The organism is Streptomyces sp. NBC_00335 (assembly GCF_036127095.1).
Taxonomy (GTDB): domain Bacteria; phylum Actinomycetota; class Actinomycetes; order Streptomycetales; family Streptomycetaceae; genus Streptomyces.
Genome location: NZ_CP108006.1, coordinates 3909735 through 3936314 on the forward strand (window position 1 = coordinate 3909735; position 26580 = coordinate 3936314).

At 72.9% G+C, this 26580-nt stretch carries 23 protein-coding genes; 9 read left to right on the plus strand and 14 right to left on the minus strand.

What is annotated here, in order from left to right; all coding sequences use genetic code 11:
• Positions 1-25: 25 nt before the first annotated feature.
• Together OHA37_RS17415 and OHA37_RS17420 are read right to left on the minus strand one after the other, a co-directional pair.
• The gene (locus tag OHA37_RS17415) at positions 26-673 is read right to left on the minus strand and encodes a restriction endonuclease (RefSeq protein ID WP_266906227.1); all 648 of its coding nucleotides are present in this window, start codon (positions 671-673) and stop codon (positions 26-28) included.
• A 178-nt stretch (positions 674-851) separates the two neighbouring features.
• Positions 852-1397, minus strand: coding sequence for a hypothetical protein (locus tag OHA37_RS17420; RefSeq protein ID WP_266906229.1), 546 nt, complete (start codon positions 1395-1397; stop codon positions 852-854).
• A gap of 457 nt (positions 1398-1854) precedes the next feature.
• Between OHA37_RS17420 and OHA37_RS17425 the strand changes: the two genes are divergently transcribed.
• Complete coding sequence (locus tag OHA37_RS17425; protein WP_266906231.1) at positions 1855-3363, plus strand: SulP family inorganic anion transporter; 1509 nt, start codon at positions 1855-1857, stop codon at positions 3361-3363.
• Positions 3364-3372: 9 nt separating this feature from the next.
• Here OHA37_RS17425 and OHA37_RS17430 read toward each other — a convergent pair whose 3' ends face one another.
• From OHA37_RS17430 to OHA37_RS17455, 6 genes are all read right to left on the minus strand, one after another.
• A complete protein-coding gene (locus tag OHA37_RS17430; protein ID WP_266906233.1) occupies positions 3373-3855 on the minus strand; it encodes an SRPBCC family protein in 483 nt (160 codons plus the stop codon).
• 84 nt (positions 3856-3939) lie between these two features.
• Positions 3940-5469: a flotillin family protein gene (locus tag OHA37_RS17435; RefSeq protein ID WP_266906235.1), complete on the minus strand. Its 1530-nt coding sequence runs from the start codon at positions 5467-5469 to the stop codon at positions 3940-3942.
• Between the two features lie 130 nt (positions 5470-5599).
• A complete protein-coding gene (locus OHA37_RS17440; RefSeq protein ID WP_266906237.1) occupies positions 5600-6109 on the minus strand; it encodes a hypothetical protein in 510 nt (169 codons plus the stop codon).
• 157 nt (positions 6110-6266) lie between these two features.
• Positions 6267-7319: a PucR family transcriptional regulator gene (locus tag OHA37_RS17445; protein ID WP_266906239.1), complete on the minus strand. Its 1053-nt coding sequence runs from the start codon at positions 7317-7319 to the stop codon at positions 6267-6269.
• Positions 7320-7392: 73 nt separating this feature from the next.
• Entirely contained in the window at positions 7393-7926 is a 534-nt protein-coding gene (locus tag OHA37_RS17450) for a DM13 domain-containing protein (RefSeq protein WP_266912878.1), read from the minus strand.
• A 264-nt stretch (positions 7927-8190) separates the two neighbouring features.
• Entirely contained in the window at positions 8191-9675 is a 1485-nt protein-coding gene (locus OHA37_RS17455; protein WP_266906241.1) for a vanadium-dependent haloperoxidase, read from the minus strand.
• A 286-nt stretch (positions 9676-9961) separates the two neighbouring features.
• On the opposite strand from OHA37_RS17455, the gene OHA37_RS17460 reads away from it, so the two are divergent.
• The 3 genes from OHA37_RS17460 to OHA37_RS17470 are packed head-to-tail and all read left to right on the plus strand — an operon-like array spanning position 9962 to position 12263.
• Entirely contained in the window at positions 9962-10585 is a 624-nt protein-coding gene (locus tag OHA37_RS17460; protein ID WP_266906243.1) for a metal ABC transporter ATP-binding protein, read from the plus strand.
• Positions 10582-11472: a metal ABC transporter permease gene (locus tag OHA37_RS17465; protein ID WP_266906245.1), complete on the plus strand. Its 891-nt coding sequence runs from the start codon at positions 10582-10584 to the stop codon at positions 11470-11472. The genes OHA37_RS17460 and OHA37_RS17465 overlap by 4 nt, the downstream gene beginning before the upstream one ends.
• The gene (locus OHA37_RS17470; protein ID WP_266906247.1) at positions 11427-12263 is read left to right on the plus strand and encodes an ABC transporter substrate-binding protein; all 837 of its coding nucleotides are present in this window, start codon (positions 11427-11429) and stop codon (positions 12261-12263) included. The genes OHA37_RS17465 and OHA37_RS17470 overlap by 46 nt, the downstream gene beginning before the upstream one ends.
• A gap of 91 nt (positions 12264-12354) precedes the next feature.
• Here OHA37_RS17470 and OHA37_RS17475 read toward each other — a convergent pair whose 3' ends face one another.
• Positions 12355-14145: a class I adenylate-forming enzyme family protein gene (locus tag OHA37_RS17475; protein ID WP_266906249.1), complete on the minus strand. Its 1791-nt coding sequence runs from the start codon at positions 14143-14145 to the stop codon at positions 12355-12357.
• Positions 14142-16085 (minus strand): CoA transferase, encoded by a 1944-nt coding sequence (locus OHA37_RS17480; RefSeq protein WP_266906251.1) that lies wholly within the window; start codon positions 16083-16085, stop codon positions 14142-14144. Before OHA37_RS17480 ends, OHA37_RS17475 begins: the two co-directional genes overlap by 4 nt.
• A 244-nt stretch (positions 16086-16329) precedes the next feature.
• On the opposite strand from OHA37_RS17480, the gene OHA37_RS17485 reads away from it, so the two are divergent.
• Positions 16330-17454, plus strand: coding sequence for an acyl-CoA dehydrogenase family protein (locus OHA37_RS17485; protein WP_266906253.1), 1125 nt, complete (start codon positions 16330-16332; stop codon positions 17452-17454).
• A 574-nt stretch (positions 17455-18028) separates the two neighbouring features.
• Here the strand turns inward: OHA37_RS17485 and OHA37_RS17490 are convergent.
• Positions 18029-18793 carry a hypothetical protein gene (locus OHA37_RS17490; RefSeq protein WP_323182338.1) on the minus strand — a complete coding sequence of 255 codons (765 nt, stop codon included), beginning with the start codon at positions 18791-18793 and terminating at the stop codon, positions 18029-18031.
• 971 nt (positions 18794-19764) lie between these two features.
• Positions 19765-20910, minus strand: a complete 1146-nt coding sequence (locus OHA37_RS17495) for an MFS transporter (RefSeq protein ID WP_323182339.1) — start codon at positions 20908-20910, stop codon at positions 19765-19767.
• 268 nt (positions 20911-21178) lie between these two features.
• On the opposite strand from OHA37_RS17495, the gene OHA37_RS17500 reads away from it, so the two are divergent.
• Together OHA37_RS17500 and OHA37_RS17505 are read left to right on the plus strand one after the other, a co-directional pair.
• Positions 21179-21973 (plus strand): hypothetical protein, encoded by a 795-nt coding sequence (locus OHA37_RS17500; protein WP_266906255.1) that lies wholly within the window; start codon positions 21179-21181, stop codon positions 21971-21973.
• A gap of 264 nt (positions 21974-22237) precedes the next feature.
• Positions 22238-22876, plus strand: coding sequence for a sigma-70 family RNA polymerase sigma factor (locus OHA37_RS17505; protein WP_266906257.1), 639 nt, complete (start codon positions 22238-22240; stop codon positions 22874-22876).
• Positions 22877-22972: 96 nt separating this feature from the next.
• Here OHA37_RS17505 and OHA37_RS17510 read toward each other — a convergent pair whose 3' ends face one another.
• Complete coding sequence (locus tag OHA37_RS17510; protein ID WP_266906259.1) at positions 22973-23362, minus strand: SHOCT domain-containing protein; 390 nt, start codon at positions 23360-23362, stop codon at positions 22973-22975.
• A 102-nt stretch (positions 23363-23464) separates the two neighbouring features.
• On the opposite strand from OHA37_RS17510, the gene OHA37_RS17515 reads away from it, so the two are divergent.
• A complete protein-coding gene (locus tag OHA37_RS17515) occupies positions 23465-24628 on the plus strand; it encodes a sulfite oxidase (RefSeq protein ID WP_266906261.1) in 1164 nt (387 codons plus the stop codon).
• Between the two features lie 97 nt (positions 24629-24725).
• The gene (locus OHA37_RS17520) at positions 24726-25172 is read left to right on the plus strand and encodes a DoxX family membrane protein (RefSeq protein WP_266906263.1); all 447 of its coding nucleotides are present in this window, start codon (positions 24726-24728) and stop codon (positions 25170-25172) included.
• Positions 25173-25268: 96 nt separating this feature from the next.
• On the opposite strand, the gene codA is transcribed toward OHA37_RS17520, so the two are convergent.
• Positions 25269-26576, minus strand: a complete 1308-nt coding sequence (gene codA, locus OHA37_RS17525; RefSeq protein WP_323182340.1) for a cytosine deaminase — start codon at positions 26574-26576, stop codon at positions 25269-25271.
• Positions 26577-26580: the final 4 nt, after the last annotated feature.

Here is a 26580-nt window from a genome sequence, read left to right on the forward strand (position 1 = left end):
ACGGGGTCGACAACCACCAACTCGGCTAACCGTACGTCTCCTTGCGGCGCGCGCGGTGCTGACGATCGCCTTGGCCCGAGCCGTTCACGTTGCTCAGGGACAGCACCGAGGTGCCGTTGTTCCATAGCCCCAAGTGGTCTCGGTGGATGGCGAGCACCCCGTTCTTCACCGCGGTGCGCACGGACGGGCCGCTGAAGTACGTCGTCGTCACGAAGATGGCGACGTCAGCGGCGAAATGCACCCGAGCGCCGAGCAGATCCCGGACCTCACGGCTCGGGATCGTGCGCTTCGGCGCGTACCGCTTGCACTGGATCACCATGCTCCGACCGTCCGGCAGCCGCCCTCGCACATCTGCCCCGTCGTCGTGCGAGCCTCCGACCCGCTTGAGCTCGGTGCAGCCATCGCGGCGGCACAGCTCCAGCACGAAGTCCTCGAACTCCCCACCGGTCATCGAGTCGACTTCCGCGAGCGTACGGTGGCCGGCCTTGACGGCCTCCTCGTGGCGCCACTGGCGGTCGCCTCTCCGGATTACCCGATCCGTTCGCCACAACCGCCAGCCGCCGGCCCCCGCCACGGTGGCACCAACGGCCCCGGCCGCGTACGGCCAGATCTCCGCCCAGAAGACCGCCAGCAGAACCACCCCGACGCCGCCGACGACCAGCGCCGCCCGCACCCTCGCCTCACGTCTCCGCCGGGCCGTCGAGCGACGACCTCCTCGTCCACCCACTTTGGCCTCCCCTCCTGCTCCCAGGAGTGTGGGCACCCTCACCGCCTACCCGTAAGAGCGCCCATTGGCCATCGCTTCGCAGACCAAGCCGGACGACCAGCATGTAGGCCCCGCAGGGCGGGCCTCAGTGAACAGCAACCGCCGCTTCGGCTGCGACGACGTCACGCAATGTGTCCCGCGGACTCTGGCATGGCGGGACGAGGAGGACGCCGTCGACCACCAGGGCCTTGGTCAGTAGATGGGCGTTGGGACCATCGGCACGCACGATCCGGAGCACCCGCTTCTCGGCGAAGCCTTGGAGTTCCGCTAGGGCGAGGATGCGGGAGAACTCCTGCGCGGTGCCGAAAGCATCCTGAGTACAGTCGACGCGGTCCAGAAACGCCACCATCAGCTTGCGGAATGCGCCGTCGTTTTCCTGACACGTCCGTCGGACGGCGTCGAGCTCCGCGCCTTCCGTGAAGGCCGTCCGTTCTCCCAGGTACTCCCTGGCCTCGATGGCTGACAGCCGGCTCGGGTCATAGAGCACCCTGACTTTGCCCTTCACCTCCCGGCACACCGCCGGGGCGGCGCCGGACGGCGTCCCCTGCTCGAAGACGGCACGCACGGGCTCGTTGGCAGGAGTCCCGCTCCTCGACAGCTCACACTCAGCCGTCACTGCAGCTTGCTTCATGCGAAGTCTCCTCTGGCGCGGTAAGAAACTGCCCGGTGCGCGCAGCCCCTGTCAGCCGCCATCACGCCGCGGGTGCGGCCCTCAGTTCGCCGACAACGCCAGAGCCACCCTCATGCCGTACACGTCGATCAGGTGCCCGAAGCTTGCGCGGCGGCCCCAGGCGCTGGGAGAAATCTGGGAGATGATCTTGCTTCAAGGGGGCTGCGAGACTCACTCAGACCACGGGACACCGATGCCCTGACCTGCGGAGATTCCAAATGCCCAGCGTCAGCGCCCGGCCGTACTTCGTTCGGGACGAAGAGGTCGTGGGTTCAAATCCCGCCACCCCGACTTCGTAAGACCAGGTCAAGGGCTTGATCCGCATCGCGGGTCAGGCCCTTCCTGTGTTTCCGGAGACTGTTCTCCGCGCACCCGTCTGTTGGTTCGGGTGTGCTCGCCGAACCTGAGGTCCGTGCTCTTGTCTGCCTTTTCTGCTTCCCTGTCCGCGCGGCTGCCCGGGCTTCGGCGGCCGCCGTCGTGGCTCTCGCCGAAGGTGCTGCGGACCGAGGTGCTCGGTGGGTTGGTGGTCGCGCTGGCGCTGATACCCGAGGCCATCTCGTTCTCCGTCATCGCCGGGGTGGATCCGGCGATCGGGCTGTTCTCCTCGTTCACGATGGCCGTGGTGATCTCGGTCGTCGGTGGGCGGCCCGCGATGATCTCCGCCGCCACCGGCGCCGTGGCGCTCGTGATCGCGCCGCTGAACCGGGAGCACGGGCTGGGGTACCTGGTTGCGGCCGTGATCCTCGCCGGGGTGTTCCAGATCGTGCTCGGGGCGCTCGGGGTGGCGAAGCTGATCCGGTTCGTGCCGCGGTCGGTGATGGTCGGCTTCGTCAACTCCCTCGCCATTCTTGTTTTCATGGCCCAGGTTCCCGAGCTGCGGGACGTGCCGTGGGCCGTGTACCCGCTGCTCGCCGGCGGGCTGACGCTGATGGTGTTCTTCCCGAAGGTCACCAAGGTGGTCCCGGCGCCGCTCGTGGCCATCGTCATCCTCACCTGCATCACGGTCGCCGCGGGGATCGCGGTGCCGACCGTCGGGGACAAGGGGGCGCTGCCGTCCTCGCTGCCCGTTCCCGGTCTGCCGGACGTGCCGTTCACGCTGGACACCCTGACGCTCGTCGCCCCGTACGCGCTGGCCATGGCGGTGGTCGGGCTGATGGAGTCGCTGATGACGGCCAAGTTGGTGGACGAGATCACCGACACGCGGTCGAGCAAGACGCGGGAGTCCGTGGGCCAGGGCGTCGCGAACATCGTCACCGGTTTCTTCGGCGGCATGGGCGGCTGCGCCATGATCGGGCAGACGATGATCAACGTGAAGGTGTCGGGTGCCCGGACTCGGCTGTCCACCTTCCTGGCCGGTGCGTTCCTGATGGTGCTGTGCATCGTGTTCGGGCCGGTGGTCTCCGAGATTCCGATGGCCGCGCTCGTCGCCGTCATGGTGATGGTCTGCTTCGCGACCTTCGACTGGCACTCGATCGCGCCGAAGACGCTGAAGCGCATGCCGGGCGGCGAGATCACCGTCATGGTGGTCACCGTTGTCTGCGTGGTCGCCACCCACAACCTGGCCGTGGGCGTCGTCGTCGGGTCGGTCACCGCGATGGTCGTCTTCGCCAAGCGGGTCGCACACCTCGTGAACGTCACCGCCGTCACCGACCCCGACGGGGGCATGGTGGTGTACTCGGTCACCGGCGCGCTGTTCTTCGCCTCGTCCAATGATCTGGTCGGGCACTTCGACTACGCGGGCGACCCCGGCCGGGTCGTCATCGACCTCTCCGGCGCGCACATCTGGGACGCGTCCTCCGTCGCGGCGCTCGACGCCGTCGAGGAGAGGTACCGCCGGCGCGGCAAGAGCGTCGAGATCACCGGGCTGAACGAGGACAGTGCCCGGATGCACGGAAAGCTCAGCGGCGAGTTGGCATCGGGGCACTGACGGGCCGCGTCAGCCCGCGGGCCGGCGCGCCCACGGGTCCGGGCCCGGGTCGCCGCCTTCGGCGCGGAGCGCGAGGCGGTCGACGTAGTGCTGCCAGAGCTCCGCGTGCGCCTCGCACGCCTCCGAGGTGGGCAGGCCGCTGTGGATCAGGTGGAGCAGGGTGCCCGCGGGGGTGGGTTCGAGGGTGATCTCCACCCGGGTGGAGCCGGCCGCCAGGGGTGTGCCCGCCTCCCAGCCCCAGGTGAAGACGAGCCGCTCCGGCGGGGTGAGCGTCAAGAAACGGCCGGACGCCACGTTCTCCCCGGTGACCCTGGTGCGGTACGAGCCTCCGGGCTCGAAGGAGAACGTACCGTCGGCGCCCATCCAGGACAGCCACTTCTCCCGGTCGGTGAGAAGGGCGAAGAGGGTTTCGGGGCGGGCCGCGATGCGGCGCTCCAGGGTGACGGTGTCCATCGGGGTCTCGGGGTCTGACGGGGTCGCGGGGGGCGTCATGAGGATCATTCTTCCGCCACCGGGCCGCCGCAGCCGTGAGGCCCGCTGCTCGGCAGCGGGCCTCACGGGCGTTTCAGCAGGGGGTCAGCCCGTGATCTCGATCTTCCCGTTGGAGGCGGCGGCCTCCGGTGTGGCGGAGTCCTTCGGGGCGCCCGCGGTGAGGCCCTTCAGGAGCTGGGCCAGGTCGACGCCGGTGGTGGAGCTGAGGAGCTCCATGCCCTGGGCGACGTTGTCGGTGACGGTACGGGAGAGCTTGCTCGCGCCGTCGGTGGAGATGACGGTCATCTTGTCGATGGCGGAGAGGGGTTCCGCGGCCTTGGCCACGACCTTCGGGAGTGCCTCGACCATCATCTGGATCATGGCCGCATCGCCGTACGTCTCGAAGGCCTCCGCCTTCTTCTGCATGGCCTCGGCCTCGGCCGATCCCTTGGCCAGGATGGCGGCGGCCTCGGCGTCGCCTTCCAGGCGCACGGCCTCGGCGATGGCGGCACGGCGGGCGCGCTCGGCCTCACCGCGCTTGGCGCCCTCGATGGCCTCGGCCTCGGCCAGGGCGGAGCGGCGCTGCTTCTCGCCCTCACCCGTGAGGCGGGCGCGCTCGGCCTCGCCCTGGGCGGCGGCGATGGCCGCGAGGCGTTCGGCCTCGGCCTGCTTGACGCGGGCCACGCGCTTGGCCTCCGCCTCCTGCTCGGCCTCGTAGCGGCGGGCGTCGGCGGGCTTGCGGACCTGGGTGTCGAGCTGGCGGTCGGTCAGGGCGGCCTGCCGCTCGGCGACCTTCTCCTGCTCCGCGAGGATCTGCTGCTGACGGTCGGCCTCGGCGAGCGGGCCGGCGGCGTTGGCCTGGGCGGCCGCCGCGTCGGTCTCGGCCTTGATCTCCGCCTGGCGCAGGTACAGGGTGCGCTCGGCGACCGCGATCTCCTCCTCGGCCTTCAGGCGTGCCTGCTCGGCGGCGCGGCGGGAGTTGGCCTCGGCGATGTCGGCTTCCTGCTTGGCGCGGGCGGCCTCGGGGCGGCCGAGGTCTTCGAGGTAGGAGCCCTCGGTGGTGATGTCCTGGATCTGGAAGGCGTCCAGGACCAGGCCCTGGCCGGACAGGCTGGCCTCCGCCTCCTCGGCGACCTGCCCCGCGAAGGCGGCACGGTCGCGGATGATGTCCTCCACCGACATGCGGCCGACGATGGCGCGCAGGGCGCCCGAGAGGACTTCCTGGGTGAAGCCGACGATGCCGTCCTGCTGCTGGAGGAAGCGCTGGGCGGCGGCCCGGATGGCGTCCTCGTTGCCGCCGACCTTGACGATCGCGACGCCTTCGAGGTTGGCCTTGATCCCGCGCAGGGTGACCGCGCCGCGTACGGCGACGGGGATGTGACGGCTGGAGAGGTCCAGGGTGTAGCGCTGCTGCACGAAGGGGACGACGAAGACTCCGCCGCCGACCACGACCTTCTGGCCGCTGTTGTCGGTGGATATCCGCCCGGTCTCCGGGTCGGTGGAGCTCTTGCCGCGCCGGCCGGTGATCAGGAACGCCTCACTGGGCCCGGCGACCTTGTAGCGCGTGACGACGACCAGGGCGAGCAGAACGAGGAGTACGACGACTCCCACGACCGCGATGACGACTGGGCTCATGACGGATCCCCCCTGCCTCCCCCGTGGGGGCAGATCGGTGATGGACTGATGGTGGACGGGGTGGTGATGGATGGGGTGGTGGATGGTGTGGTGGATGGGGTGACGTGCGCGGTGGAACGGGTCGGGTTCCTCAGTGTTCGACGGCGCGGACGCTGACGGAGGTCGACGACGGAGCCGCCGTCACCCACACCTCCGCGCCGCGGGCCAGCGGACCCTCGGCGGTGGCCGCGTACTTCACGGGCTGGCCGGCCAGGCGCAGGAGGACCTCGCCGTAGCCGGAGGCCGGGATCGAGGTGACCACGGTGCCGGTCGAACCGATGAGGGAGTCCTGGTGCGGGGCCGCCCCGTCGCCGTCCCGCATCAGGCTGCGGCTCAGGCGGTACGTCGCCCAGCCCGCGCAGGCTCCCGCGAGGGCGCCCGCGGCGGTCGCCGGGCCCGGCCCGAACCCCGTGGTCCCGAGCACGATCGCCCCGGTGAAGCCGAGCATCGACACGAAGCCCGCGAGCACCGGCAGGGACAGCCAGCCGTCGAACAGTGCGCTGAGCGCACCGTCGAAGAGGCCTTCCAGCACGCCGTCGAGGAGCAGGGAGAGGGCCAGCAGCGCGATGCCCGCAATGCCGAGACCAAGAAACAAGCCCATGGACGCTCCTCCCCGTCCGAGTGGCCTTTCCGCCGGACACCGGCATCGTGCCACTTGGGGAGTGCTCCGCGCATTGCCTGCCGTCGGCAATCTTTACGTCTCTTTGACGCACGGGGCTCAGGGACGCGGGCGGATCAGGAACGCACGGCGCCCCGGGTCACGCGTCGCTGCCCGGCCAGCCCAGCAGCCGGGCGCCGATCACCGCCGTCTGGAGCGTGTACCGGTTCAGCGGGTCGGCCGGGTCGGCCCGGGTGAGGGTGTGGATGCGTTCCAGCCGGTACGTCAGCGCGCGCACGCTGAGCGAGAGGCGCCGGGCCGCCTCGGTGGACACGCAGCCGCTGTCGAAGTACGCGGTGAGCGTGTCGAGGAGCGGCTGGGCGCCGCCGCGGGAGGTGCGCAGGGGGCCGAGGGTGCTCTCGACCAGATCGGCCATGGCCTGCCGGTCCCGGGTCAGCACCGGGAAGACGAGCAGGTCGCCCGCGTGCAGCACCGGTCCGTCCAGGTCCATCCGCCGGGCGAGGTCGAGTGCGTTCAGGGCCTCCTCGTAGGAGTGGACGACCCCGCCCGCGCCCGGGTGCGAACGGCCGATCCCGACCCGGCCGCCGTCGGTGGCGGCGTGCGCCCGCTTCGCGAAGTACTCCAGGACCTCGGGCTGGTCCCCCGGGGCCACACAGATCAGCCGGCCGTCCTTCGTGGTCAGCAGGATCTGCCGGCCCGGGAACCGGGCGAGGACCGCCGACTCGATCCCGCGTGCCATGGGGTAGCCGTCACCGTACGTCTCGGGGCCGGTGGCCACGGCGACGCCGTGCGACTGCGAGAGGCGCAGCCCGAAGCGCCCGGCACGTTCGGCCAGCCGGCCCAGGTCGCTGCCGCCGTAGAGGAGGTCGTCGATGAACTCCCGGCGCGCCGCCTCCTCCTGGCGGACGGCCTGGTGCTGGGCACGTTCGTAGCCCTCGACGAAGGCGTCCACCGCCTGCTCGACGGCCGCCAGGAGCGGACCGGGTGCGGGGAGGGGCCGTACGAGCTGCGCCGCGGCCAGGTGATCGCGGATCAGCGCGCGGAGCGGCAGCCCGGCCTCCGCCGCCCGCTCCCCCTCCCCACGTCGGGACTCCAGTTCCGCGCGGGTCAGGCGGCGGCCCGTGGCGCAGGCGTCGACGAGCAGGTCGGCGTACCCCGGGAGCCGGCTCGCCGGTGCTTGTGGTCCCGCCACGGTGTTCCCCCGATCCCGACGCGCCCGTGAGGCGTCCTTGGTACGGGGACAAGCGTGACATGGCGGCCTCCGCTCACGCGCGCGTGAGGGCCGCCGCACCGAAGGAGACGTCGAAGCGGTCGCACCAGATGGTGATGCTGCCGTAGTCGGACGGGTTCACGTCGGCCGGGATCGCGTAGTTCTGGTCGCCCTTGTTGCCCTTGAGCTTGCCCAGGCTGACGTACTTGCCGTCGTCGAACACCCGCCAGCCCGCCGTGCCCTCCTTCACCGGGGCGTCCGTCAGCCAGACGCGCAGATCGGGGCCGTTGCTGGTGTCGAGGTTCTCCAGGCGCAGGGTGTGGGAGCCGTCCGGGAGCCGGATCAGCTTCGCGGTGCCGGTGGTGGTGTGCTCGTGGCTGATCAGCGTGCCCTGGGCGAGGGTCTGCGGGGTCACGGGCGAGCGGGTGGGTTCGGGGGCGGCGGCTGTGGCTGTGGCGGTGGGGGCCGCCGCCGGGAGGGCCTCGTTGACGGTGGCGTCCTGCCAGAGCTTCCACGGCTGGAACCAGTACAGGCCGAGGCCCAGCAGGAGGGCCGCCGGGAGGGCGAGGACGGTCAGGAGCCTGCGCACGCCCCGCCTCCTCGCCGGATTCTGCCGCTGGTTCTGCGGCTGGCCCTGCGGCTCGTTCTGCGGCTGGTTCTGCGTCACTCGCCGGGTCCTTCCTCGCGTGCGGGCGTCCGACCGTCCGGCCGTCATCGACATTCAACGCGCGGGCGCGGGGCGGGACCAGGCCCGGCCGGATGACGAAAGGCTTACGTCATCCGGCCGGGTGGGGCCGTCCCTGTCAGGCCGGGCCCGTCAGGTCGGGCCCGCAGGTCGGCCGGTCAGGTTGGCTCAGAGCGTGCGGAGCTTCGTGGTGAAGACCTGGTTCGCGATCTTCTCGCCCAGGGCGAGGCCGTCCGTGGCGTCCCACGGGTAGTGGACGCCGAGCCAGATGCGGCTGTCGGCGTCCTCCTTGCCGGCCGCGCTGAAGCTGGTGAAGTGGCGGGTCTTGACCGGGGCCTGCGGTTCGTCGGTGGTGAGGTCGAAGGAGATGTTGTCGCTGCCGAAGTAGCGCTTCATGACCCCGGCCCAGGCGCCGCCGAAGGAGGCGTGGCCGGAGACGTACGCGGGGAAGCAGGGGCTGACGTTGACGCCCGTCGGGCTCTTCAGGAGCGGCTTCCACTGGGGGTCGAGGCCGCCCTCGCGGACCGCCGAGACGGGCCGCCACAGGTCGATGGGCGTGGCGAACTTGGCGTCGCGGACCGCGATCCCGGTGTCGGCCATGGCGAGGGAGACGAGGGCGAAGAGGCGGGCGTTCGCGTAGACCCCGAGGCTGCGGGCCTTGGCGACCTCGCGGGTGGCCTGGAGCATGTGGCCCGGCGGCTTGTAGGTGCCGTTGTTGTCGTTGGCCCAGAACCAGGCCGCGGCGAGCTGGTCCGGGGTCCGGTTGATCACCGGGGTGGCCGCCGTGGGCTTGTCGGCGCCGGCCGTGCGGACCGCCGCGACCTGCTGCTTGTACGCGTCGCTCGCCACCAGGGCCTCGTACGAGCCGTACTGGGTCAGGGTGGTGGGGCGGAACTGCGAGCCGGAGGCCAGCGAGAACGGCTTGACCTGGCCGTAGAACGGGCTGATCGCGTCGCTGTCCTCGTCACAGGAGGCGTCGGGCATGTCTGCGTAGCTCGTCGGCCGCCAGGCGCCCGGCTTGTTGTCCCCCACGTAGACCTGCGGATTGTCGGAGCCGTCGCCGGTGCGGGCGTCGGTCATCTGCTTGACCATCGCGCCGACCACGGAGATGTCCAGGAAGTCTCCGGCGGTGGGCTCGGTGCCGAAGCGCTCGCGGAAGCGTGCGTCGAGGTACTGGGTCTGGTCCGCGTAGCGGCTCTGCTTGTTGCCGTAGAGGCCGAGGAGGATGTTGTAGGCCGTCCGGCCGATGACGCGCTCCTCCTCGTCGGGGCCCTCGACCCAGCCCACGTAGTTCTCCGCCTTGATGTACGGCTCCGAGGTGATCTTGCCCTTCCACTTCAGCTGGTACGAGGACTCCGCGTCGTAGATCGCGGCGTTCATCATCGCGGCCGAGCGGGCCATCGGGACGGGCCCGCCGCCGACCCGGCGGAAGACGTTCTGCAGCACGTCGTTCCAGTAGTGCACCGGGTCGGCTATCGACTGCGCCGGCAGCGCGGCCTGGGCGGGCTGCGGGGCGGCGGCGAGAACGGTTCCGGTCGCGGCCAGGACGACGGCGGTCGCCAGGGCGCGGTGCCAGAGAGCGCTCCGTCGGGTGGCCCCGCGCAGGGTGGCGCCGCGCAGGGTGCGGCGAGGGGTGCGGACGTTCTCGGGCATGGCTGGACTCCCTTTGACCACAAGCATGTTGATCACCACGGGAGGTGGCGGCGCGAGCATGGCGCGGGGCGGGCCCGGGCGCTTGTAGAAAATGGAACGACCGTGCGGAATGGCCGGTCCCGCCCGGCTGGACGGCGTGAATCCGCTAGCGCACCCCTCTACCGGCCCGCCACCGGCCCCTCCGCCGACCCGCCGGCGGCAGATCGCCGATCGTCGGAACCGCGGGCCCCTTCCGGCCGACCAACTCCACGCGGAGAGACGACCGGTGACAGCGGAAGGGCGTGGAATGGGCGGGCTGGACGTGCGGATGGAGGGGGTGGGCTGCCGGCACGGGCGGGTCGAGGCCGTGACCGGCGTCGACCTGGAGATCGCCGCGGGCGAGCGCGTCGCACTGACCGGCACCAACGGATCGGGCAAGACCACCCTGCTGCGCGCCGTGCTCGGACTGCACCCGCAGGTCAGCGGGAAGATCCTGGTCGGCGGCCGCGCGGGCGACCCGGCCTGGCGGCGGCGGTCCTGCGCGTGGATCCCGCAGAAGCCCGCCGCCGGGCGCTTCCCGCTGCTGGGCGGCGAACTCCTCGCCAGCAGCGGCGACTTCCGCGCCGCGGGCGAGGCCGCCGACCGGCTGGGGGTGGGGCCGCTGACCGGGCGGCCGCTGCACACCCTGTCCGGCGGGCAGTTGCAGCGCATGTACCTGGCCCGGGCGATCGGCTGCGTGGCCGCGGGGGCCGGCGTACTGCTCGCCGACGAGCCGACCGCCGCCCTGGACTTCGCCGGACAGGACGAAGCCGCCGACGTCCTGGCCGCGCTGCCCGTGACGCTCGTCGTCGTCACGCACGACCGGGCGCTCGCGGAACGCTGCGACCGGGTCCTGGAGATGGCCGCGGGCCGGCTGCGGGAGGTCCGGTGAGCGCCACCCTCGCGGCCGCCTCCCTCGCGAGCGCCGACCTCGGCACCCTGCTGCAACTGGCCCCCGTGCAGCGGGCGGGCTTCGCCCTGCTGCTGGCCGCCGTGGGCCTGCCCGTGATCGGTGTGGTCATCGTCGGGCTGGACATCATGCCGGTGCGCTTCGCGATGATGCACGTCGCCCTGCTGGGCATCGCCGTCGGCCTGCTCGCGGGGCTGGACCCCATGCTGTGCGCACTCGTGGCCTGCGCGCTGGCCGGAGCCGGGGTCGCCCCGCTGGCCCGGACCCCGGACGGGCTGTCCGGGGCGATGGGGCTGCTGATGAGCCTGGCGATCGCCGCCGCGCTGCTGCTCCTCGCGGTCTCCGGGGTGAACGCCTCGGGCGCGTTCGCGCTGCTGTGGGGCTCGATCCTGTCCGTCGGCGGCGCCGATCTCGTGGTGCTCGGCGTGCTGGCCGTCCTCGTGCCCGGCCTGTTTTGGTGGCGGCGGCGCGAGGTGGCACTGCTGCTGTACGACCGTGAGCTCGCGCAGTGTTCGGGCGTGCCGGTGCGGGCGCTGACCACCGTCCTGCTGGTGCTCGTCGCGGTCGCGGTCGCCGGGGCCATCAAGCTCACCGGCGCCCTGCTGGTCGACGCCCTCACCCTGCTGCCCGCCCTGGCCGCGCGCCGGCTGGGCACCTCGCTGAAATCGATCACCGGGTGGGCGGTGGGCATCGGCGTCTTCGTGAACCTGACCGGCTTCCTCATCGCCCTCCGGCTGGACTGGCCCCCCGGGCCCGTCCTCGTCCTGACCGCGGGGGCGCTCGTCCTCGCGGTGCACCTCGTACCCGAACGGAGAATCCGCTCATGGCGCCGCGAACCCGCGTCCGCAGCACTTCCCTCCTCGCACTGAGCACGGCACTGGGCCTGGCACTGGCCCTGGTGACCGGCTGCGGTGACAGCGACACCGGCGACGGCGCTCGTGGTGGTGACACCGCCAAGGGAGGAAAGCCGACCGTCGTCGTGACGACCACCTGGGAGGGCGCCTTCGCCAAGGCCGCGGGCGCGCAGGACGTCAAGGTGATCGTGCCGCAGTCCGTGCACCATGCGCCGGACTACGACCCCAAGCCCTCCGACCTCGCCGCCGTCGCCGGGGCCGACTTCGTGCTGTACGCGCCGTTCGAGCCGTACGCCGCGAAGATCAAGGAGGCCGCCGGGTCGAAGGCGGAGCTGGTGGAGGTCGGCCTCGACAACGACGCCGACAAGGTCAAGGCCGAAGTCACCAGGCTGGGCGCGCTGTTCGGCACGCAGGCCGCCGCCGCGAAGTGGACGGCCGACTTCGACGCCGAGTACGGGCGGGTCGCGAAGGAGGTCCGGGCCGCCTGGCCCGGCGGGAAGAGCCCGTCGGTCGTGAGCCAGGTGTTCACCGGCTGGTCGGCGAAGCTGGCGGGCGCCACCACGGTGGGCACCTACGGCCCCGAGGCGGTGACCCCGGCGCAGCTCGCCGAGCTGTCGGCGAAGAAGCCGGCGCTGGTACTGGACAACGCGCACATGTCGACCGGGACCGTCCTGCCCGGCTCCGGCGCGCGACAGGTGACGATCGTCAACTACCCCGGGAACGACCTGGACTTGCTGCCGGTCTACCGGAACGCGGGGGCCGAACTGAGGAAGGCGATGGCCATGGTGGACGCTCCCGCCGAATAGGGAGAGGCCGGCGTAGGGAGAGACCGAGCAGAGCGGAGCCGAGCGGTTCCGTGCGGGCGGGGCGGTCCACCGGGGGCCGCCCCGCCGTCCGCTACGCGCCCACGCCGGCGGGTGCCGCGGCGGCCGGGGCTCCTGCGCCCGCCCCCGCACGGACCGGGATGGTCCGCCCGGTACGGGCACGGTCGGCCGGCTCGGGGCAAGCCGGGGCGGCCCCCCGCCCGGACGCTCCGTCCGCGAGGCGGGCCCGCAGCGCCGCCCGGTCGGGTTTGCCGGCCGGGGTGAGCGGGAGCTCTGCCAGCAGCAGCAGGTGCTCGGGGTGCTTGCGGCGCTCCAGGCCGCGGAGCGTGAGGTGCGCGGCGAGGGAGTCGAGGGTGGGGGGCTGCGCGCCGCGCGGGACGACGCAGGCGGCGAGGCGCTCGCCCATCACCTCGTCGGGGACCCCGACGCAGACGGCGTCGCGGACGAGGGGATCGCAGGAGAGCTCCCGTTCCACCTCGGCGGGGCTGATGTTGGCGCCGCCGCGGATGACGATGTCCTTGAGGCGGCCGACGACGTGCAGGACCCCGTCCCCGTCGATGAAGCCGAGGTCGCCGGTACGGACCCAGCCCTCGGGCGTGCGGTACCGGGCGTCCAGGTCGGGGGAGGCGACGTAGCACATGGGGGTCATGGGGCCCCGCGCGATGATCTCCCCGATCGAGCCGTCGGGGAGCCGCTCGTGCGTCTCGGTGTCGGTGATGCGGATGTCGGCGACCCGGGGGTCGGGGCGGCCGGCGGCGATGCCCGTGCCCTCGGATTCCGGGGCCGTGGCGCCCAGTCCGGTGTGGCAGTTGACCCCGTCGGCCGATCCGTAGAGGTTGACGACCGGGCAGCCGAAGGCGCGGCTCGCGGCGTCGGCCGTGGTCTCGTCGAGGGGGGCGCCGCCGAGGACGAGGGCGGTGGGGGCGGGGAGGGGCTGGGTGTCGCCGGGACCGGATGCCTCCGTCTCCAGACGGTCGAGCATCATGCGGATCATCGTGGGGACGCCGAGGACGTGCGTGGGCCGGTGCTCGCGCATCGCGGCGAGGGCCGCCTCCGGCGTGAAGTGGTCGAGGACGATCAGGGTTCCGCCGTGCCGGGCGAGGGTGACCGCCGTGCCGCTGGAGCCGAAGGCGGACGCGAGCGGTACGAGGAACAGGCAGCGCGGTGGCGTCCCGTCGGGCATCAGCGAGGCGAGGAAGTTGCCGCGGCCGCCGGCGAGGGCGTTGTGGGAGTACGCGATCATCTTCGGCTCCGCCTCCGAGCCCGAGGACACCAGGATGCGGGCGGCGCTGTCGGGGTGGGGCCGGGCGGGTACGAAGGCGGCCGGATCGGAGCGCAGCAGCTCCGTGAGCCGAATCGTTCCTTCAGGCTCCGTGCCGGCCGGTCCGCCGACCGCGACGACGTGGCGCAGCGCGGGCAGTTCGGGGACCAGGTCCCGCAGTTCGGCGGCGTGCCGGTGGCCCCGGTGCTCCACGGCGGCGATCACCGCGACGGCCTCGGCGCGGCGCAGCAGACTGCGGGCCTCCCGGCTGCCCCGGCCCACGGGGAAGGGCAGGGCCACCGCTCCGAGGGCGGCCAGGGCCAGGTCCGCGATGACCGCGTTGCGGCCGTTGGGGAGCTGGACGCCGACCACGTCGCCGGGCCGTACGCCGAGCTCCGCGAGGCCGGTGGCCAGACATCGCACCTTGCGGTCGAGCGCGGTGTAGCAGAGCTTGCCCTTGGCATCGATGACCGCGGTGTGGTGCAGATCCGCGATCTGGCGGGCCCGGAAGAGGCTGTAGAGGTCGAGGTCGGGACAGGTTCCGTCGACCGCCCACGAGCGGCGCAGGCCCACGGGCAGCAGATCGTGCAGTGCGACGGTCATACGAAGCTCCAGGGGTCGGGAACGGCGGGGGCACCGTGCGCGTCGCGGCTGATCGAGCCGGCGAAGCGCGGGTCTTCGGACAGGTCGGCAAGGTCGGTGGTGACCGCGGTCGCGGCGAGGCCGCGCGCCCGCAGCGCGCGCAGGGCGTCCTCGGTGGACAGCTCCGCGAGCCCGTGAGTGGCCGCCGCCGCGCGGGCGTCCGCGTCGGCCGGGGCGATCCAGCCGTCCGCGGTGCGCAGGGGCGTACGGAAACCCGCGGGCCGGCGGCCCCGCTCCCCGCGCCGGGTGCGGCGCAGGGCCGGGGCGGTGAGCAGGTCGGCGGCGCCGAGCAGCGAGGAGTCCACGCGGACCCCGCGTCCGGTGCGCTCGCGCAGCAGCAGCCCGGCGAGGACGGCCTCGGCGCCGAGCAGCCCGCCCAGCACGTCGAGCAGGGTCATCAGGGAGGGCGCCGGCACCTCGCCCTCGGGGCGGGCGGCCTCGCCGACGCCGGTGCGGGCCTGGACCATGAAGTCCGTGCCCATCGGCGGATCGGCGATCCGTCCCGAGCCCCAGCCTCCGGTGTACGCGTACACGAGCGCGGGGTTCGCCGTCGCGAGGTCGGCGGAGTCCAGGCCCAGCTCGGCGGCCTTCCCCGGGGCCCAGTTGTGCAGGAACACATCGGCTCCGGCCGCCAGCGCGGCCAGCCGCAGCCGGTCGCCGGGCGACTTGATGTCGATCTCCACGGCGTGCTTGCCCCGGTTCAGGGCCAGCCAGCGGGCCGAGATCCCCGAACAGGAGGGCGGCATGCCGCGCAGCGGGTCACCGCCCGGCGGCTCGATCCGGATCACCTCGGCGCCGAGCAGCCCCAGCAGGTGGGTGGCGAGCGGCGCCTGGACGCGGCGGCCGGCCTCCAGGACGGTCATGCCCGCGAGGGGGCCCGGGGCGGCGGGCGCCGTACGGCCCGGGCGGGCACGGCCGCCCGGGAGGGGGCCCGGGGCGGCGTGCGCCGCCTGCGGGCGGGCATGGCCGCCCGGGCCGTACGGGGCCAGGGCCCAGGGGGCGGCTCCGTCGTCCTCGGCGGCCCGCTCGGCCAGGCTCCGCAGCCGGCAGACCTCGGCTCCCGAGGCGGCCGCCGCGTCGCGGATCCGCTGCCAGGGGTGGGCCCGGGTGGTGGCGTGCAGTGCTTCGGGGAAGGGCGCGCACGCGGTGGCGTACCGGAACTGGAAGGGCCGCCACCCGGCCCGTACCGCGTCGGAGGGGGCCTGCAGAGCCCGCCAGAACGCGGCCCAGGCACCCGGATCCAGGGTCTCCAGCTCGAAGAGCGTGCCGTCGGCCGCGGTGAAGGGCGGCCCGCCGGGCGCGAGTTCGGCGGCTTCGCCGTCATCGGCGCCGCTCGCGGCGAGGTACTGGGACACGACGAGCAGCCCGGCCCGGTCCACGTACGTGTGCGGCTGCGCGGCGCCGCCCTCGCACCCCCTGGCCCGGCCCAGCAGGGCGGCGAGCAGCCCCTGCGTGGTGAGGACGGCCGCCGCGGCGGTGGCGTAGTCGACGGCGAGCCCCCGCGGCAGGCCGTCGCGGCGGCCGTGGACCGCCATGATGCCGGTCGCGGCTTGGGCGGTGGCCTCGTCGGTGACGCCCGCCAGGGCCGCTTCGGGCGACGCCCAGGCGAGGGTGGCGGCCGCCCGGGCGGGGAGCGCGGACGCGGGGACGGATGCGCGGCCCTGGGGGTCCGCGAAGGGATCCGCGAAGTCGTTCCCGAAGGCGTGCCCGAAGGCGGCGTCCGCCAAGGTGACGCGTGCCGTGCCGGTGTCATCCCCCGCGGCCGGGGCGGCATCCGTGGAGACGGCTCCCAGCATCCGCAGGTGCTCGGCCACGGGGCCGGCGAGCGCGGGCGGTCCCGAGGTGGTGAAGCGCAGCCCGTCGAGCGGCCGAGCGGTCTGGGTGACGGCGGGTGACGCCATGCCTCTCCTCTTCTCCCGGCCCGGCGATCGGCCGGCGCCGCAGCAGGTGGTCCCGTACGCGGGAACCAAGGGGCGGGCCCGCCCGACCAGTTCCACGGGAAGGCAGTCGGACTGCTGTTCCCACGGGTTCCCGGCGGGCTGGAGGAAAGTGGTGGAAAACCGAATGGCGAGGGCTGGAGGGAGTGGACCGGATACCCCGGGCGAACAGGCCCGGCCCGATGTGGACTTGAGGACCCGGGCGCGGGTGGCCGAGTTCGTGCGGGAGCGGGTGATGCCCCGCGAGCCCGTCCTCGACGCGGGCGGCCCCGCCGCGGCGGCGGCCCTGCGGGAGCTCCAGGCCGGCGCGAAGGAGGCGGGCCTGTGGGCGCTGCCGCTTCCCGAGGAACTCGGCGGCCAGGGGATGGACTTGGCGCGCTACGCGCTATTGGCCGAAGTCGAGGGGGCCAGCGACCACGGACCTGCCGCGCTGGGGTCGGCGCCGCTGCTGGACGCGACGATGCTGTGGCGGCACGGCGGCGAGCGGGTCCGCGCGCTGTACCCGCGGCGGCTGACGTCCGGCGAGCTGCGCGCCTGCTACGCCATGACCGACCCGGAGACACCCGGCACCGACCCGTACCTGACCGCCACGCGCGCGGTGGAACAGCCGGACGGCAGCTGGACCGTCACCGGCCGCAAGTGGTTCACCTCGTACGCCGCCGAGGCCGATCTGGTCACCGTCCTGGCCCGCACCGACGGGCAGCCGGGAGACCGTACGGGGCTGTCGCTGCTCGTCGTCCCGACCTCGGCGCCGGGCTTCCGGGTGGTACGGGAGCTGCCGGTGCTGGGCGCGTCCGGCCAGTGGGAGATCGAGTTCGACCGGGTGCGCGTGGACGCCGACCACCTGCTCGGCGAACGCGGAGGGGCCCTCGCCATCGCCGGGGAACGGCTCCAACTGGGCCGCACCCTGCGCTGCCTGCGCTGGCTCGGCCAGGCGCAGCGCGCGTTCGACCTCATGTGTGAGCGCGTGAACTCCCGTACCGGCTCGCGCGGTCCGCTCGGAGGCCACCAGCTGGTGCAGAGCCACGTCTTCGAGTCGCTCCTGACGCTACGCACCACCCGGCCGCTCGTCCACGAGGCCGTGGCCCGGATCAGCGCCGGACGGGACGCGCACGTGGAGGTGGGCCTGGCCAAGGTCGCCGCGGCCCGCATGCTCCAGCAGGTGACCGACGCGGCCATCCAGATCCACGGCGCGGCCGGCCTCGGCCCCGACACCCCCTTGCCCGCCCTCTACCGCTCGGGCCGCACGGCCCGAATCCTGGACGGCCCGGACGAACTGCACATCACGGGGGTGGCGCGGAGGGTGTTGGGGGGTAGGGAGCATGGGGGGTAGGGAGCCTGTGCTGCGGGTTGGGCGGTGGCTGCGTGGGTGCCGGGCGGCGTCCCGGCAGTCGAGCGTCCTTCCGTGGTGGGACGGTCCGTCAAGGGCGCTCCCTGCGGTCGCGTCGCTGCGCGATGGCCTTCGGCCACCCTTGACGGACCGTCCCACCACGGAAAAACACAAGACTTCCGGGATCCCCCCGGGGAATGGCCGGGGGGGAAGTGACCGAGGGGCGGCCTGGTCTGAGTTGCGCAGCCCCCTTCGGCCGATGGGCATCCGAATAAGGCTCCGGCAGGACAGTGACCTCAGCCGGTACGGACGCGCGGGGCGATCAGAGCATCCAGGGCCGGGCGTCTGGACACCCTTCCCGTGACCGTCGACCGCCACCCAGAGCGAGAGGTGGATGAGGAGGGCCTCAGGGCCGGTGGGCGCGACAGATCGCTACGTACTCTCGCTCGGCTTAGCGACTAACGACCGGCCGTGGCTGGACATAAGCCGCACGCGACCGGTTCCCCTCCCACTCGGCTTAGCGACTGCGGCGAGTGGGAGGAACGACGGACCGTGCGGGGTAGAGGAATGGGCGGGGTCAGATGGTGTGGAGGTCGGCCATCCCGGTCAGTGCGGCTAGTCCTAGTGCCAAGAAGAAGTCGCCCCAGACCAGTTCGTGGTGGACGGCGAGTCCCTTGTCCGCGTCGTAGCAGCCGTTCAGCAGTCGGCCCCGGGAGAGGTGGTGGTCGACCAGGTGCTCCAGGATCTCCGTCGCGCGGTGCGCGTACTGCGCGGATCGAGGGCCGGGCAGTAGGGACAGTTTCAGGAGTGCGACAGCCGTGATGGCTGCGGCTGAGGTGTCCGCAGGGCCGTCCGGGCGGGCCGCGTCAGCGGGCGGTACGAGGGGGGTCCCCGGGCCTGCCCATGCGGCGGCAAGGCGTTCCGCCAGTGCCCGCGGGTGCCCTGGCAGGTGCTCGGCGACGGTGGGGCGGTGTAGTACGTCGGCCAGCGCGAGCAGCAGCCAGGCCGGTCCTCGGCTCCACCCCGGCGCCGGCTCCGCGCATGCCAGCCAGCCGCTCTCCGCCTCGTAGGACCAGGCCGGTACGAGGGCGCGGCGGACCTCCGCCCCGGAGTCCCGGAGGCACAAGGTCAGGTGGCGCTGAAGGTGCGAGGCCGCGGCCTCGGGGCCGACGGTGGCGAGCAGGGGGATCGTGCCCGGCAGGCCGTCCACCCGGGCCAGCAGTCGGGGACCTCCGAACGCCGATCCCCAGGGCAGCAGCCCGAGTTCCTCGTCCATCGCAGCCAGGCAGACGCCGGCCGCCCTCGCCCGCAGCTCCTGCGCCCCGGAATCCTCGACAGCCAAGGCAGTCCCGTACCAAAGAATCAGCCCGCGCGTGGAGGTGTCGGCATCCACCCACCCGGCCAGCCGCGCGGTACAGGCGGAGGCAACGGCCCGGTCGCCTTCGGCACCCGTATGGCGAGCCCTCAGCCACAACAACCCGGCCCAGAAGCCACCGGCCCAGGACCCCCGTCCGGTCGTCGTCCACTCCCCCGTGTCCGGATCCGCATACAGCGGAAACCGCCCCCCATCGACACCGTCCGCCGTGACGGCCACCTGCTCCAACACCTCCGCCAACGCCCGCCCCGCCCACTCACCCACCACCCGCACACCCACCACCGGCACACCCACCATCCGCACGTCCCCCATCCCCACGTCCCTCATCCCCACGTCACCCATCCCCACGTCACCCACCCCCACGTCACCCGTCCCCACGTCACCCGTCCCCACGTCACCCATCCGTCACCGGCCACTTCCTCCCCCCGCTCACGCCAGATACCGCCCTCCCGGCCACAGCCGGTCGCCAGCCGCTAAGCCGAGCGAGAGTACGTAGCGATCTGTCGCGCCCACCGGCCCTGAGGGGCTTGTGAGCGTCCTTGCGCTCGGGGTGGCGGTCGACGGTCACGGGAAGGGTGTCCAGACGCCCGGCCCTGGATGCTCTGATCGCCCCGCGCGTCCGTACCGGCTGAGGTCACGGTCCTGCCGGAGCCCTATCCGGATGCCCACCGACCAAAGGGGGCTGCGCATCTCAGACGAGGCCGCCCCTCGGTCACTTCCCCCCGGCCATTCCCCGGGGGGATCCCGGAAGTCTTGTGGCGTTTCGGTGTGGGTCGGTCGGTCAAGGGTGGCCGAAGGCCATCGCGAAGCGACGCGACCAAAGGGAGCGCCCTTGAGGGACCGGCCCACACCGAAAGGACACTGGACTGCCGGGACGCCCCCCGGAACCGTCAACGCCCCCGCCCCACTTGCTCCCGCCCCCACCCCTAACCCCACCCCTACCCCCGCCCCCGCACCGCCCAAGCCACCCCCACCCCACAAGCCACACCGAACTCCGCCGCCACCACCATCCACCCCGTCCCGTAATGCCCGGAGTTCGCGAAGGGCCCGAAAAGGAGGGGGCCGACGGTGAAGCCCGTGAAGAAGCCGGCGGCGACCAAGGCGGAGTCCTGGCCGGTCCGGCCGGGGGCGGAGCGCTGCATCACCAGGACCATCGAGACGGCGTTGGCCGATACCGCGAACACCCCTACGGCCACCGCCGCCACCCACACCAGCGGACCCGCGCTCGGCGCCACGACCAGCAGGACGGCCGCCCCGACCGCGCCGGCTGCGAGGCCTCCCGGCAGCCATTCCGCGCGCCCCGGGCGGGCCGCCTTCGACCAGCCGACCCGCCCGGCGATGCCCGCGACGCCGAGCACCGCGACCAGCGCGCCCGCCGCCGTGGGGCCCATGCCGAGGTGTTGTGCGCCGAAGAGGGCCACGTACGTGTTGACCGAGGCGATCCCGCAGCCCAGGAACAGCGAAAACACCGCCAGCCAGGCGATGTCGCCCCGCGGGACGAGCGAGCCGCGGGGTCCGGCCGGGGCCGCCCGCTGGTCGGCGGGCAGGGCGCGCAGCGCCCACAGCGCCGCCAGCGCGGCGGTGGCGGCGGCCGTCCACACCGCCCCGCGCCAGCCGATCCCGCCGGCCAGTGCCGTGAGCGGCAGCCCGGCGGCGAAGGCGCCCAGCTGGACGCCCGACTGCTTCATGCCGGTCACCGGCCCGCGACGGCCGGGAGGCACGGCGGCGAGGATCGCCTTGTTGGTCGCAGGATTGGCCAGGGCCTGGGGCAGTCCCCCCAGCCCGACGGCTGCGAGCAGGAACCAGGGGCCGGGCGCGGCGCCGATCAGCGCGAGCGCCGCCGCGGACACCGTCAGCAGGAGCACGAGGGAACGGCGCGGCCCGATCCGGTCCACCAGCCTGCCGCCGAGCGGCGACAGCACGGCCGCCGTACCGAAGCCGACCGTGGTGGTCCAGCCGAGCAGGGAGGGCGAGACCCCCAACTCCTGCACCAGACGCGGACCGAGCGCACCGAGCAGGAACAGCTGGAGCATCGAGAAGGCCATGGCGCCGGTAAGCAGAGCCGTCAGTCCACCCGTCGGCACACCCACCCCACCACCCGCCGGTCCCGCGGCCGCTCCGGACGTCTTCACCGCCCCATTCCGGTCAGCCACCGCTCGCCCACCCCGTTCCCGCCACTCGCCCTCAGTACCCGGCCATCACTTCAGGAACAGGAGTCGGACCAGCGAACACCCCAGTTCCCAGCGGCCGTTGTGGCGCACGCCACAGAACGGAAGCAGTCGTTTTCCGGACGATGAGAAAACCTGATGCCCTCTGTCGCCCCCTCCCGGCCGGTGCAACGATGGCCCAGCCATGACACCGGGTCGATGTTGCCGAGCCGTACGGGCCGCGATGTTCGCGGCCACCTGCGTGCTGCTCTCGTCCCTCGGGCACATCCTCATGTCGGAAACCTCCGTCCCCTGGTGGGCGATGGCCGCGGCCTTCGCCGCCACCTCGGCGACCGGCTGGTTCCTCGCCGGGCGGGAGCGCGGCCTCGCGGCCGTGGTCTCCGCGACCGTCGGCGTCCAGGCCGCCCTGCACGGAGGGTTCTCGCTGGCCCAGGCCGCGGCAGCGCGGCCACCGGAACCAGGCACCTCCTTAGGCTCCTTGGCTTCCCTGTCCTCCCTGTCCTCCCTGGCCCGCCGCTGGGCCCAGTACCTGCTCTGCGCACCCTCCGCACTCCGCCCGCAGGCGCCTGCGCCGCAGGGCACCGGCAGCGCCACCACACACGTCATGCACGGGACGCACGGCATGCACGCCATGCACGGGATGACCGACGCCTCCGCTTCGACCGTGGCGGCCCTGCCCATGCCGACCGCCCACGCCATGCCCTCCATGTCACCGGCGGGCATGCTCGCGGGCCACCTCCTGGCGGCCCTGATCTGCGGCCTGTGGCTCGCGTACGGGGAACGCGGCGCCTTCCGCGTCCTGCGCGCCGTCGCCGCCCGGTTCCTCGTACCGCTGCGCCTGATCTTCCGGCTCCCCGCGCCCGCACACCGGCCCCGTGTCCGCCTTGCGCGCAACCACCGGGTCCGGACGCCCCGCAGGCTGCTGCTCGCCGACGCCCTCACCTCACGGGGTCCACCTCACGGGATCGCTGTCGTCTGACAGCCGGCTCCCCGACGCGCCACGGGCCCAGCACAACCGCACCCCGTACCCGTACCGCGCCTCGGGCATCGGTCCTGCCGTCCGGCAGGCCGTACCACCCGTTCACCGGCCGCGCGATGCCCGCGCTCCGGGCTTGCGGTCACCGTGGCCACTTCGGCCACTCCTGTCACCGCTACCAGCCCTGTCGCCGCAGGCACGGCGCTGTCCTCACCGCTCGCGACGCGGCATCGAATCCGGCCGGATTCCCAAGAAGGACACCAGGCGATGACCGCTGCCCTGCTCACCCGCCCGAGCACCGCCCCCACGACGCTCCCCACCCCCACCCCCACCCGCCGTACGGCCGGTCCCGACGAGGCCGTCACCCTCCTCGCGCTGGCCGCCCGTGACGGCGATCCCGTCGCGGTGGACCAGTTCGTGCGCGCCCTGCACCACGACGTACGCCGCTACGTCGCCTACCTCAGCGCCGACCCGCAGTCCGCCGAGGACCTGACCCAGGAGACCTTCCTGCGCGCCCTCGGCAGCCTGCACCGCTTCGAGGGCCGTTCCTCCGCCCGTACCTGGCTGCTCTCCATCGCGCGGCGCACGGTGGTGGACAGCCTGCGCCACAAGGCGGCCCGCCCCAAGATCGCCGACAGAGACGACTGGCAGGCCGCGGCCGAGCAGAGCCAGCCCCGCGGCGTACCCGGCTTCGAGGACGGCGTCGCGCTCGCGGAGCTCCTGGCGGCGATCCCCGCCGAACGGCGCGAGGTCTTCGTCCTCACCCAGCTCATGGGCCTCCCGTACGCGGAGGCGGCGCTCATGCTCGGCTGCCCGATAGGCACCGTCCGCTCCCGCGTGGCCCGGGCCCGCTCGTCCCTGATCGACCTGCTGGAGGACACGGACGCCACCGCCACCGCCGCCTGACCCGGAACGCCCGAACGGGGGCCGGCCGCGCTCTCGCGGTCGGCCCCCGTGCCGTGGGCAGGGAGGGCAGTCCTCAGGGGGAGGACAGGGCAGCCCTCAGGCCAGCAGCTTCTCCTTGGCCTTGTCGAACTCCTGTTGGGTCAGGTGGCCCTGCTCCTTGAGGGAGGACAGTTTCGCGAGTTCCTCAGCCGGACTGCTGCGTGGACCCGCGGCCTTCTGGACGTAGTCCTGGAAGGCCTTCTCGTTCGCCTGTGCCTGCTTCACGTCGCGCTGGCTCATGCTCCTGCCGCGGACGATCAGGTAGACGAGGACGCCGAGGTAGGGCAGCAGGAGCACCAGGATCAGCCAGCCTGCCTTGCCCCAGCCGTGCAGCTCGTGGTCCCTGAAGATGTCAGTGATCACCTTGAACAGCAGGAAGAACCACATGACCCACAGGAACAGCCACAGCATCGTCCAGAACAGGTTGAGCAGTGGATAGTCGTCCACGCTTCACTCCGATCACATAAGGGACAGATCAATTCATACCGCCCACTGAACCGATCCGCACGTGGAGTAGCCGGTCCACCGCCACAGCGGGACCATGACCCCATGGAGCCCACAGCGGAGCGCCCCCTCACCGGGATCAGCCCCCCGGGCCGGATCGCCGCCCCCGGCGAGGGCATCGGCCAGGACGAGCTGGCGCTCGCCGCGCGCAACCACGGGCTCCCGCTGGAGGCCCTGCGGTACGAGGTCACCCCGGCCGGGCTGCACTACGTACTCGTGCACTACGACATCCCCGACACGAGAGGCGCGGGAAGCACGGGAAGCACGGGAGGCACGGACGCAGGCGCCGACGACCCCGCCGAGACCTGGCGCCTCACCCTCCACGGCCGCCTCCAGAGCCCCCTGAGCCTGAGCCTGCGGGACCTGCGAACCCTCCCCTCCGTGACCCGCCGGGTCACCATGGAGTGCGCCGGCAACGGGCGGGCCCGGCTGTCCCCGCGGCCGGTCAGCCAGCCCTGGCTGGTGGAGGCGGTGGGCACGGCCGACTGGACGGGCGTGCCGCTGCGCGCGGTGCTCGCGGAGGCGGGGGCGGCTCCGGGCGCGGTGGAGGCGGTGTTCACGGGCGCCGACCACGGGGTGGAGCGGGGCGTCGAGCAGGACTACCGGCGCAGCCTGCCGCTGCCCGTCGACGAGGACGTGCTGCTCGCCCACACGATGAACGGCGGACCCCTGCCGCCCCAGCACGGGCATCCGCTGCGGCTGATCGTCCCGGGCTGGTACGGGATGGCGCACGTGAAGTGGCTGCGCGACATCGAGCTCGTCGACACGGCGTTCGGCGGCTACCAGCAGGCCACGGCCTACCGGTACAAGCAGAGCGCCGAGGAACCCGGCGAGCCCGTCACCCGGATCGCCCCGCGCGCCCTGCTGATCCCGCCCGGATTCCCCGATTTCATGTCCCGCACCAGAGTCGTGAGCCCCGGCCCCCTGCGGCTCTCCGGGCGAGCCTGGTCGGGCTACGGGCCCATCGTGCGCGTGGAGTTGAGCACCGACGGGGGCGCCGGCTGGACGGACGCGGCCACGCTGCCGCAGGGCGGCCACCCGTACGCCTGGCAGGGCTGGCACGCCGACTGGACGGCGGTCCCGGGCACCCACACCCTCCTGGTCCGCGCCACCGACGCCTCGGGGCGCACGCAGCCGGTCCAGCAGCCGTGGAACCGCGGGGGCTTCGGCAACAACCAGGTCCAGGCGGTCTCCGTCGTGTGCCGCTGAAGCATGCCGTCCGCCAACCCCTTGCCACAGCCCTCCCCTTCCCCCGAAACTGACACATCGTCAGATCATTGCGAGGGAACGAGGGAAGGAACCGGGGATGCAGACCATCTGGCTCGGCGGGCCCGAATGGGTCGCCGTTCTGCGGATCGGGCTCGGGCTGTGGTGGCTGGAGAGCTGGCGGCACAAGGACAAGAAGGACTGGTTCGGCGGAGGCGGCATCCGCTGGGCGGCCGGCGTGGCCGAGAAGCACCGCTGGGGGTTCGTCACGCGCGGCTTCGACATCGTCGTCAAGCCCTACCCGCGCTTCATGGCCTACCTCGTCGCCTACGCCGAACTGGCCCTGGGCCTCGGCCTCATCGTCGGGTTCCTGACCCCGATAGCCCTGCTCGCCGGGCTGCTGCTCAACCTGGTCTACCTGATCCTGATGATCCACGACTGGGGCGAGCAGGGGCAGAACCTGATGATGGCCCTGATCTCCGCGGTCGCCTTCTTCGCGATGGGCTGGCAGGTCTGGTCCCTGGACAACGCCCTGGGACTCTTCTGACCCCGCCGGCCACCGGAACCCCGCGGTGTCGGCCCCGCCGGTCGAGCGGGTTGACCGCGATGCCACAAGGGCACACGGCACAAGGGGCACGGGCGCTCAGCGCAGGCGGGGCCGGAAGTCCACCTCCGAGGGGCCCTCATCCCCCGGCCAGGCCAGCAGGCGGGGCGGAGCCGCCGGGGTCTCCGCGAGGACGGTCCCGCGCGAGACGACGTAGCGGGGGCGGACCTGGCGGCGGACGGCCTCGGTCGGGGATTCGGCCGGCAGCAGTACGAAGGAGGCCGGGTTGCCCTGGCGGACCCCGTACTCCGAGGGCGACAGGCCCAGGACGCGCGCCGCGCGCTCGGTCACCATCTCGAAGGCCACCGGGATCTCGTCCGCCCCCGTGAGCTGGGCGGCGTAGATCCCGACGAGGGCGGTCTGCAGCGGGTTTCCGGTGCCCAGCGCGTTCCAGGGGTCCATCACGTCGTCGTGGCCGAAGGCCACGTTGACCCCCGCCGCCAGCATCTCCTTGACCTGGGTGAGGCCGCGCCGCTTGGGGTAGGCGTCGAAGCGGCCCTGGAGGTTGAGGTTGGCGAAGGGGTTCGAGACGAGGTTGATGCCGGAACGAGCCAGCAGGCGCTGGAGTTTGAAGCTGTACGCGCCGCCGTAGGAGCCCATCGCCGTCGTGTGCGAGGCCGTCACGTGCCCGCGCAGCCCCGAGCGCAGGGCGTGGGCGGCCAGCACCTCCACGAACCGGGACTGCTCGTCGTCGATCTCGTCGCAGTGCGCGTCCACCCGCAGTCCCTGCTCCTCGGCGAGCCGGAAGGCGACGGCCAGCGAGGCCACCCCGTCCTCCCGGGTGTCCTCGAAGTGCGGGATCGCGCCGACCACGTCGGCCCCGCGCCGGACGGCCTCGCGCAGTAGCGCCTCGCCGCCGGGGAAGGAGACGATGCCTTCCTGCGGGAAGGCGACGATCTGCAGGGTCATCACGTCCCGCACCCGGTCGCGCACCTCCAGCAGCGCGTCGAGCGCGGTCAGCGCCGGGTCGGTGACATCGCAGTGCGTGCGCACGTGCAGCACGCCCTGCGCCGCCTGCCAGCGCAGCACCTCGGTGGCCCGCGCGATGACGTCCTCGCGGGTCAGGGTCTTCTTGCGCTCGCTCCAGCAGGCGATGCCCTCCCACAGGGTCCCGGAGACATTGGGGCGCGGATCCCCGGCCGTCAGGGCCGTGTCGAGGTGGATGTGCGGTTCGACGAAGGGCGCGCTGAGCAGGCCGCCGTGCGCCTCGATCAGCACCCCCGTCGCCGGCGGCTCCTTCTGGTCGTCGTACGGAAGCACGCGCGCGATCCGCCCGTCCTCCGCGACCTCGATGTCGTGCAGGCCTTCGCCGTGCAGCAGCCGGGCGCCCCGGACGATCATCCGCATCGCG

Coding starts and splice junctions, on each gene's coding strand:
- OHA37_RS17420 (WP_266906229.1), bottom strand. CDS start 1,397: ATGAAGCAAGCTGCAGTGACGGCTGAGTGTGAGCTGTCGAGGAGCGGG.
- OHA37_RS17430 (WP_266906233.1), bottom strand. CDS start 3,855: ATGACGCCCCCCGCGACCCCGTCAGACCCCGAGACCCCGATGGACACC.
- OHA37_RS17435 (WP_266906235.1), bottom strand. CDS start 5,469: ATGAGCCCAGTCGTCATCGCGGTCGTGGGAGTCGTCGTACTCCTCGTT.
- OHA37_RS17440 (WP_266906237.1), bottom strand. CDS start 6,109: ATGGGCTTGTTTCTTGGTCTCGGCATTGCGGGCATCGCGCTGCTGGCC.
- OHA37_RS17455 (WP_266906241.1), bottom strand. CDS start 9,675: ATGCCCGAGAACGTCCGCACCCCTCGCCGCACCCTGCGCGGCGCCACC.
- OHA37_RS17460 (WP_266906243.1), top strand. CDS start 9,962: ATGGGCGGGCTGGACGTGCGGATGGAGGGGGTGGGCTGCCGGCACGGG.
- OHA37_RS17470 (WP_266906247.1), top strand. CDS start 11,427: ATGGCGCCGCGAACCCGCGTCCGCAGCACTTCCCTCCTCGCACTGAGC.
- OHA37_RS17475 (WP_266906249.1), bottom strand. CDS start 14,145: ATGACCGTCGCACTGCACGATCTGCTGCCCGTGGGCCTGCGCCGCTCG.
- OHA37_RS17480 (WP_266906251.1), bottom strand. CDS start 16,085: ATGGCGTCACCCGCCGTCACCCAGACCGCTCGGCCGCTCGACGGGCTG.
- OHA37_RS17500 (WP_266906255.1), top strand. CDS start 21,179: ATGACACCGGGTCGATGTTGCCGAGCCGTACGGGCCGCGATGTTCGCG.
- OHA37_RS17505 (WP_266906257.1), top strand. CDS start 22,238: ATGACCGCTGCCCTGCTCACCCGCCCGAGCACCGCCCCCACGACGCTC.
- OHA37_RS17515 (WP_266906261.1), top strand. CDS start 23,465: ATGGAGCCCACAGCGGAGCGCCCCCTCACCGGGATCAGCCCCCCGGGC.
- OHA37_RS17520 (WP_266906263.1), top strand. CDS start 24,726: ATGCAGACCATCTGGCTCGGCGGGCCCGAATGGGTCGCCGTTCTGCGG.
- codA (WP_323182340.1), bottom strand. CDS start 26,576: ATGCGGATGATCGTCCGGGGCGCCCGGCTGCTGCACGGCGAAGGCCTG.